The organism is Wolbachia endosymbiont of Drosophila seguyi (assembly GCF_028981765.1).
Classification (GTDB): Bacteria; Pseudomonadota; Alphaproteobacteria; order Rickettsiales; family Anaplasmataceae; genus Wolbachia; species Wolbachia pipientis.
In genome coordinates this window covers 1-7465 of the sequence record NZ_JAPQLM010000138.1, presented here as the reverse complement: position 1 = coordinate 7465, position 7465 = coordinate 1, and the positions used below count along the sequence as shown (strand labels likewise).

The 7465-nt window shown below is 33.9% G+C and carries 10 protein-coding genes; 6 read left to right on the top strand and 4 right to left on the bottom strand.

Annotated elements, in window-relative coordinates:
- The first annotated feature begins 146 nt into the window (after window positions 1-146).
- Complete coding sequence (locus tag OZD62_RS03370) at window positions 147-272, top strand: hypothetical protein (protein ID WP_255511221.1); 126 nt, start codon at window positions 147-149, stop codon at window positions 270-272.
- 185 nt (window positions 273-457) lie between these two features.
- On the opposite strand, the gene OZD62_RS03365 is transcribed toward OZD62_RS03370, so the two are convergent.
- Window positions 458-1282, bottom strand: a complete 825-nt coding sequence (locus OZD62_RS03365; RefSeq protein ID WP_022626161.1) for a hypothetical protein — start codon at window positions 1280-1282, stop codon at window positions 458-460.
- Between the two features lie 167 nt (window positions 1283-1449).
- Between OZD62_RS03365 and OZD62_RS03360 the strand changes: the two genes are divergently transcribed.
- Genes OZD62_RS03360 through OZD62_RS03345 form a run of 4 tightly spaced genes read left to right on the top strand, consistent with a single transcriptional unit; the run spans window position 1450 to window position 3740 of the window.
- Window positions 1450-2088 (top strand): HAD family hydrolase, encoded by a 639-nt coding sequence (locus OZD62_RS03360; RefSeq protein WP_275019429.1) that lies wholly within the window; start codon window positions 1450-1452, stop codon window positions 2086-2088.
- On the top strand, window positions 2088-2585 hold the full coding sequence (locus OZD62_RS03355; protein ID WP_010081931.1) for an RDD family protein: 498 nt from the start codon (window positions 2088-2090) through the stop codon (window positions 2583-2585). Before OZD62_RS03360 ends, OZD62_RS03355 begins: the two co-directional genes overlap by 1 nt.
- A 59-nt stretch (window positions 2586-2644) precedes the next feature.
- The gene (gene bfr, locus OZD62_RS03350) at window positions 2645-3121 is read left to right on the top strand and encodes a bacterioferritin (protein WP_010081932.1); all 477 of its coding nucleotides are present in this window, start codon (window positions 2645-2647) and stop codon (window positions 3119-3121) included.
- Between the two features lies 1 nt (window position 3122).
- Window positions 3123-3740 (top strand): SURF1 family protein, encoded by a 618-nt coding sequence (locus tag OZD62_RS03345; protein WP_070357010.1) that lies wholly within the window; start codon window positions 3123-3125, stop codon window positions 3738-3740.
- A gap of 30 nt (window positions 3741-3770) precedes the next feature.
- On the opposite strand, the gene OZD62_RS03340 is transcribed toward OZD62_RS03345, so the two are convergent.
- Both OZD62_RS03340 and OZD62_RS03335 read right to left on the bottom strand, forming a co-directional pair.
- Complete coding sequence (locus tag OZD62_RS03340) at window positions 3771-5489, bottom strand: monovalent cation:proton antiporter-2 (CPA2) family protein (protein ID WP_010963130.1); 1719 nt, start codon at window positions 5487-5489, stop codon at window positions 3771-3773.
- Between the two features lie 5 nt (window positions 5490-5494).
- Complete coding sequence (locus OZD62_RS03335; RefSeq protein ID WP_010081997.1) at window positions 5495-6067, bottom strand: thioredoxin family protein; 573 nt, start codon at window positions 6065-6067, stop codon at window positions 5495-5497.
- A gap of 108 nt (window positions 6068-6175) precedes the next feature.
- Here OZD62_RS03335 and tmk point away from each other — a divergent pair, with 108 nt between their 5' ends.
- The gene (gene tmk, locus OZD62_RS03330) at window positions 6176-6766 is read left to right on the top strand and encodes a dTMP kinase (protein ID WP_010081998.1); all 591 of its coding nucleotides are present in this window, start codon (window positions 6176-6178) and stop codon (window positions 6764-6766) included.
- On the opposite strand, the gene OZD62_RS03325 is transcribed toward tmk, so the two are convergent.
- On the bottom strand, window positions 6759-7427 hold the full coding sequence (locus tag OZD62_RS03325; RefSeq protein ID WP_275019428.1) for a hypothetical protein: 669 nt from the start codon (window positions 7425-7427) through the stop codon (window positions 6759-6761). The genes tmk and OZD62_RS03325 overlap by 8 nt on opposite strands.
- Window positions 7428-7465 lie beyond the last annotated feature (38 nt).

The following is a 7465-nucleotide window of genomic DNA, read 5'->3' as shown; positions in this document are numbered from 1 at the left end:
CATTTAAACTAAGGTGAGTTGCATTTAAAAGCAGCTAAATTGCAGTGTTTAAGACTTAAAAAACGCCAATGTTCTAAAATAGATATTAGCTGGGGCTTCTTTTGCCTTTTTTTCGCTTGGTAAATTTCTTAATGTTTATAGCTAACATGAAGCTAAGTACGAACTTTGTTAAATACAACAAATGGTGTCATCCCAGTGCTCCTTTTTTTGTCATCCGAGTAGCTGACACTGGGATCTATTTTGCATGTAACTCCAATTGTGTTTTGGCATAAAACGCGACGCGTATTAGACTTATTTGCAAGCAAAGCTTGCTAGATCCAAGTAGTCAGGGCACTGGGATGACATCATAGGGACACTGGGATGACACCCTGACAATCGTCATCCCGCTACTTGTTAGCGGATGAGATACCGCGGCGGTATGACGGTTTGTGGTGGTATAATGAAGCTTGAAAGCGGATCACCTTTCACGACCCGTGTTTACTTCATTCACTTTAGGAGTATTAACAGGCGTTATTGCCGGGTTTTCAAGCTTTGTTGCCTGCTTCAAACCCTCGCTTACACTTTTGTCCTTTAAAATTTCATCAAGCTGCTTACTCTTTTGTTGCTCTTCGTTATTTGACGTATCTCTTTGAGCATCTTCTTTCATGCCACGAGCATTCTCTACATCCTTTTCACCTTCACCTAAAAATTTTTCTAATATTTTCTTAACAAAGCGCTTCAGAAGACTCAAAAACCCTTCTTCTTTTTGATTTTCTTGTGGTTGAGGCGTGTTATCTTTTTTGTCCGGCTCAGTGTTGAGCTTCTCTTTTACAGAACTCTTGCTTACTGAGGGATTAACGGTTTGTGAATCGTGCTCTGATGCTGTTTGCACAGAAGCTTCAGTAGTCTTTTTTTGTGTATTATGTTCAAGGTCTTTAACTGCTGTTGTAGTTTTTCTCGGAGTGTCTTGGAGTTTTTTGTCACTTTTTGGCTCTGCAACTTTTTCACTTGTGAAGATGCCCTTCCCTTTATATTGTTGGTCAAGCTCAGCAATTCTTTCAAAATCTTGACGTACTTTTTCATCTGCACGTCCTTTTTGACTTTCAAATTTCTGACTCAATTCTGCAACGTTTTTCATTTTGTTCTCAAGCTCCTTACTTTTCACAGCTTTTAGAGCCTCTGTTCCTTTTGCGATATAATTAACCTTCTTTTCTAATGAGGTACCTTCTGGAAAAGCACCTGGAGAACGTTCAAAAACATCTTTAAACTTTTTTTCAACACTTTCTTTAGATGTCTGGGCCATACCTGTTACCTATTAAAACATATCATATAATCAGTATATTAGCTAATTATATAAAAAACAGTTAACATAACTTGTGGTAAAAAGTGTTTATCAAGGGCGTCCTATTTATATCTTTTTCATTAAAATGCTATTTACTTATTAAGTTAAAATGTATAATTATATAAGAGATGAAAGATAGCTCATTAGCAGTAGTATTCGATTGGGATAATACCTTAGTTGACACTCAAGATAATATTTTTAATGCTATTAAGCATACCATAAACTCAATGGGGTATAGTAATAAAGCTGCTGATAGAAATTCCCATGAGTCGAGAAAGAGCTATATGGTCAATTTATTTGGCGATCAGTGGAAAAAAGCGAATCAGATATATCAACAATATTTAGATGATGCACTATTGCAAAACATTGCTTTGAATCAAGGAGTAGAGAAAATGTTGCAGACACTGAAAAGCCACAATATTTATCTAGCAATAGTAAGTAATAAGAAAAATACTAATTTACGTAAAGAAGTTGCCTATTTTAAACTAGATTCCTACTTTGAAAGAGTGGTTGGGTCATGCGATACTGCAGAAGATAAACCATCTGCAACCCCACTGCTATTTGCACTAGAAAAGAGTACGTTGCCTATAAATAGAGAAAATGTGTTTTTCGTTGGTGATAGCATCACAGATGTTCTGTGTGCACAAAATGCCAATTGTTTACCTATTATATACGGTCAATCAATAAGCGGTTATGAAGATTTGTTATGTTTTCAACATTTTGATAAACTTACAGATTTTATAATAAAGTATTTAGAAGATAGGTAATGACCACTGTTACAGAGATTGCCAGTATAATAAGACGCTTTTGCGCATATTTGATAGATAGAGCAATTTTATTAATTCCAAACTTATTAATCAGACTATTGTTAAAGAATTTTCCGTTAATTTCATCTATGTGTATAGATTGCAGTTACTTCACATATTTTATATCTTCAAAAGCCCAAGCAACTCCTGGTCAGCAATTAATGAACATACATACCATAAGCTTGGACGGTTCTAAAATAGATTTGAGTTTAGCATTTGATAGAAGCATTTCTCAGTTTTTTCTTTCTCTATTATATAACATAATAGTTATCCTCATCGAGCTTTTCCAAGAACAGGACGTGTTAATAAACGCTTTCGATATATTAATAGTGCTACTCACTATATTAACGGTGCTGCTCACTCTTTGCTGGTATCTAGTTGCTTGCTTCTCTAAGAAAAAACAGACATACCACGACATGCTATTTAATACGGTTGTTATCAAAGGAAATATTAAATGAGTTGCTATAACTATCGTTATCATATAAATTATGCTGATGAATTGAACTAAGGGAAGATTATGAATGAAGAGATAGTAAAACATTTGAACAAATTATTGACCAATGAGCTAACTTCTGTACGCCAGTATCTTTTGCATTTTGCGATTCTCAAAAACAATGGAATTAATAGATTTGCAGAAAAGGTAAAAAATGAGCTTAACGAAGAACTTGAACATGCAAACAAGTTGGCAGAAAGAATTTTGTTATTCAAAGGAGTTCCAAATTTTCAGGATACAAACGAAATATCAAAGCATGATGGAAAGTTTACAAAAGACACAATACGGAAAATCTTAGAAGCTAATTTGAAATTAGAGGGAAAAGGTATTAAGGATATCAAAGAAACGATTTCTATCGCTGAGAAAGAAAAAGATTTTGTTAGTGTAATGTTATTAGAAGAGATGTTAAAAAATGAAGAAGAGCACTTCCATTGGATTGAAAAACAGATTGACCTTATTGAACTAATGGGTGTTGAAAACTATTTAAGAACACAAATATAGAGTGTTAAAAAAAATAGTATTTATTTTAATTGTACCTTGCTTGCTCCTTTTTTTATTAGGATTATGGCAAGTATTCAGATTGAACTGGAAGAATAATATTATCAAAAATATGAGTCTTCCTGTTGTTCATCTGTTGCCCAATAACGACCTTGAAAAATTTAACTATAGGCATGTCAAGATTGATGGGATTCTAAGTGACATAGAACTATATGTTTTTGCAGGGCAACACGGCTATCACGTGCTGTCTCCTATGTTGCTCACCACTGGACGTTACATGTTGGTGAATAAAGGAATAGTCGGAGAAAAAAAGGAGAAAAAAGTAAAAATTGAAAAAGTAGTTGCAGATGGAATTTTATATTGCGATAGCAATAAAAGTAAAAATTGGTTTATCAAGAACGATACTGCTTCGAATACATGGTTTACCCTGAGTACAGAAGAAATTTCCAATGAGTTAGGTATTAAGCTAGAGAAGTGTGTATTGTGGCCGAACAATTTTGGCAGCAAAGTAGCTATACAGCCAATGAAGCATTTGGAATATGCAATCACTTGGTTTGCACTTTCCTTAATTTGGTTGATTATGTGCGTAATTTACTATAGGCAAAACCTCAATAAAGCTTGAAGCTTTCTGTACATAAAATTAGAGAAGTAGTTATTCATCTTTATCACTACCAAGGTCTTTTAACATACTGTAATTGCCTTTTCTGAATCTACTTTTTAAAGACGTAACTCCACTTTCGCTAATACCACTAAGGCTCAGTGCAGCTCCACCTAGCTGCAATCCTATCTCAGATGTTTCAGGAATAATTTTACTAGCTCCTAGATCTCTATAAACCTCCACATTACTCAGATCTGGTAAGCGTATTACAATATTTACATGCGGAAAATTTGCTGCAACTAAAGAAACAACTTTTTTTATAGTAACTTCATTCTTTATTGAAATAACGAGAGCTTGAGCTCTTTCTATTCCTACCGATTTTAAAATTTCACATCTTGTAACATCTCCAAGATATATAGGAAAACTATCACTTTTTCCTTCTTTGACTATTTTCGATTGAATATCTACAACAACGTAACTTAAATGCTCTGCCGTAAGCATTTTTGTTACCATATATCCCACTCTACCAAATCCAGCAACTATCACATGGTTATAAAGATCTTGTGTATCTGTTTCAACAGCTTCATCATCTAATATTGTTTTCTCAGTGCTAAATGAGTTTGCTATCCAATCTCCAAGCCCCGATAAAAGAGGAGTGAAAGCCATGGTTACTGTAGTTACCATCATCAGTACTTGAGCGATTTCACTTGGTAGCACATTTAGCTCATCTGCTAAGCGAAACAAAATAAACGCAAATTCACCGCCTTGTGAAAGCAGTAACCCAGCTTGTATAGCAGGTGCACTCTTAAACCCAAAAAATCTACACAATATATATATAATAGATGTTTTTAAAACGATAAGGATAATCGATAATAAAGTAATTAGTGGTAACTTATTGAGTAAAAGTTCGGTATTGATGGACATACCAACAGTCATGAAAAATAAGCCAAGAAACAAATCTTTAAATGGCAATACTGCGTGTTCTACTGAGTGTCTATATTCTGTTTCTGCAACTAACAATCCAGCAACAAATGCACCTAATGCTAACGATAAATGGAATTGCTCAGTAATAAATGCTGCTCCTAATACTATTAAAAGCGTTGTTGATATAAAGATCTCATTACTTTCCATTTTAGCAATAACCGAAAATAAAGGTCGAAGCAATAATCTACCAGTTATAAATATCAGCACTAATGCAATAGCTGCTTGCACCAATGAACCTGCCAATGAGCTTATCAGGCTGTGCTCAGAATTGCCAGTAAGTAAAGGTACCAATACTATTAATGGTACCACTGCAAAATCTTGCATTAATAGCACTGCTATCGACAACCTACCAACCTGACTTGCTTGAGAACCTTTTTCTTGCAGAACCTGCAACACTATTGCTGTTGAGGATAGCGCAAGCCCACCACCAATAACTGTTGCTATATTCGTATTCACTCCGAAAGCAAGAGCGATGCACCATATTGCTACCATGGTAACTATAACTTGAAGAGAACCGAACCCAAATACATGAATACGCATAGCGATCAGGCGTTCAAATGTCAATTCAAGGCCTATAATGAATAATAGAAAAACTACACCAAATTCTGCAAGATTATCCATTGCTTCAGCTGAGTGTATCAGATTAAATCCGTGAGAACCAATAACTGCACCTGCAACGAAGTAACCAAGCACTGGACTAATATTCATTTTCCAAAATGCTATGACTATAAACACAGCAGCAGAAAGCAAAATTATAATATCAAACAAATGCTGAGAGCCACTGTGCATGATATTTAACCTGTAGAATTAGACCATTTAATTGAGCAGCCAATACTTGATTTTTGGTCAATTGGAGAATTACCAGTTTCTGCAATAAATTTCATAGCTTGAAATAAGTCACTACTTCCTACTTCATAGCTTTGAACCTTTTCTTTTTTTGTGTCGTTAAAACGTCCACGATAGCAAAGGTTTAAATTGGAATTAAAGCCGAAAAAGTCAGGAGTGCAAACAGCCCCGTATTCTTTAGCTATTTTCTGTGTACTATCAATTAAATATGGAAATATAAACTTATTTTCCTTGGCAAAATTAATCATATTTTCAAAGGAATCTTCTGGATATTCATTTACATCATTTGGCATTATTGCAATAGTGTTTACCTGATAATCTTTTTTCAATTGATCAACATCGCTTACCAGATTGCTAATAATTGACTGAACGTAAGGACAGTGATTGCATATAAACATTATAATAAGACCATTTTTTCCACAACAGTCACTTAATGCATAATATTTATTGTCTACTCCCAAAAGATTAAAATCTTTTGCAGTAAAACTAAAATCGACTTTAGGAGTATTCAGAGCAACCATAGACTATTATTATACCACATGTAATTTACGGTCTTATTATTTAAATGTCAAACGGTTTCTATGTATACTGTTTGCATATTCTTTTTTAGTATTATAATTATAAAACTTATGTTCATAACTTTCGAAGGAATAGACGGCTCTGGTAAAACAACACAATCTAAGCTACTTGCAAATCATTTTAAGCAAATTCGCGGCGAAAATAATGTGGTATTGACTCGAGAACCAGGTGGCACTAACTTTGCAGAGAAGGTAAGAGGAGTATTGTTAACGAATAATATTGATTCTATTTCTGAACTCTTGCTACTTATCTCGATGAGGCGCGAACATATGAAAAAATTAATATTACCAGCTCTTGCAGAAGGAAAAATAGTGATTTGTGATCGGTTTATTGATTCAACTATTGCATATCAAGGATATGGGTTTGGAGTTGACTTAGGGCTAATAAGGGACTTACATAAGCTAGTGGAAATTAAATATCCAGATATTACATTCATTCTAGATATTGATGTTAAAGTTGGGTTAAATAGAGCAAAAGACAAGAATAAATATGAAGAAATGGATGTTAATTTTTACAATAAGGTCAGAAAAGGATTTCAGGAAATAGCCATAAAAGAGCCCGTTAGGTGCAGTGTTATCACTGGAATTGAAACAAAAAATGATAATCACGTACACAATGAAATTATTGATAAAATCACCTAGCTTGTGATAGAAAATTATCAATTTCAGGTAACATTATTTCATATGAATGACTTTTTGTTTGAGTAGCTAAAAAATCCTGTATTTTGTCTGGATCTTCTTCACTTATCATCTTATATGCCCTTGCGAGGTTCATTAATTCACTTCTATTTTTTTTATTGCTTACTTCAGTAATAGTAAAAAATTGATCAAAATGGTCTAAGAGGTCTTTGTTTTTTATTGAAGACACAATATCGTCAATTTCTTTCACATATAATGCAAGTTTGTGTGCTTTACTACGATCTTCAAAACAAAGATTAACAAGCACGTTACGAAACCTATCTTTCGTAGTACTTCTCACTTCTGCTAATAAGGACTTAATATTTTCTTGGCAATGCACTCTCTTTACCGATTCAGCCGGTTCAACCATACCAAGAACATTCTTTACCAAAGATTTTTCTTCACAACTAAATATGAACATGTAATAACCCATCGATAAAGTGAAGAGCAAGAACATAGCCGGAAGTAAAAACGGAGCTAATACATTTTGTGACGCAGGGAAAATAAACCAGGTAACAGTTGCTATTGACACAGTTACAAATAATCCTGATAAACATAATTGTGCTTTTCTTCTATAATTCTGATCAATAACTGTACTTACACCAATAGAAGCTATATCAATCATTACTCACACCTCATTAAACATTAATACTAACTGAATGA

Coding starts and splice junctions, on each gene's coding strand:
- OZD62_RS03360 (WP_275019429.1), top strand. CDS start 1,450: ATGAAAGATAGCTCATTAGCAGTAGTATTCGATTGGGATAATACCTTA.
- bfr (WP_010081932.1), top strand. CDS start 2,645: ATGAATGAAGAGATAGTAAAACATTTGAACAAATTATTGACCAATGAG.
- OZD62_RS03355 (WP_010081931.1), top strand. CDS start 2,088: ATGACCACTGTTACAGAGATTGCCAGTATAATAAGACGCTTTTGCGCA.
- OZD62_RS03370 (WP_255511221.1), top strand. CDS start 147: ATGAAGCTAAGTACGAACTTTGTTAAATACAACAAATGGTGTCATCCC.
- tmk (WP_010081998.1), top strand. CDS start 6,176: ATGTTCATAACTTTCGAAGGAATAGACGGCTCTGGTAAAACAACACAA.
- OZD62_RS03335 (WP_010081997.1), bottom strand. CDS start 6,067: ATGGTTGCTCTGAATACTCCTAAAGTCGATTTTAGTTTTACTGCAAAA.
- OZD62_RS03340 (WP_010963130.1), bottom strand. CDS start 5,489: ATGCACAGTGGCTCTCAGCATTTGTTTGATATTATAATTTTGCTTTCT.
- OZD62_RS03365 (WP_022626161.1), bottom strand. CDS start 1,282: ATGGCCCAGACATCTAAAGAAAGTGTTGAAAAAAAGTTTAAAGATGTT.
- OZD62_RS03325 (WP_275019428.1), bottom strand. CDS start 7,427: ATGATTGATATAGCTTCTATTGGTGTAAGTACAGTTATTGATCAGAAT.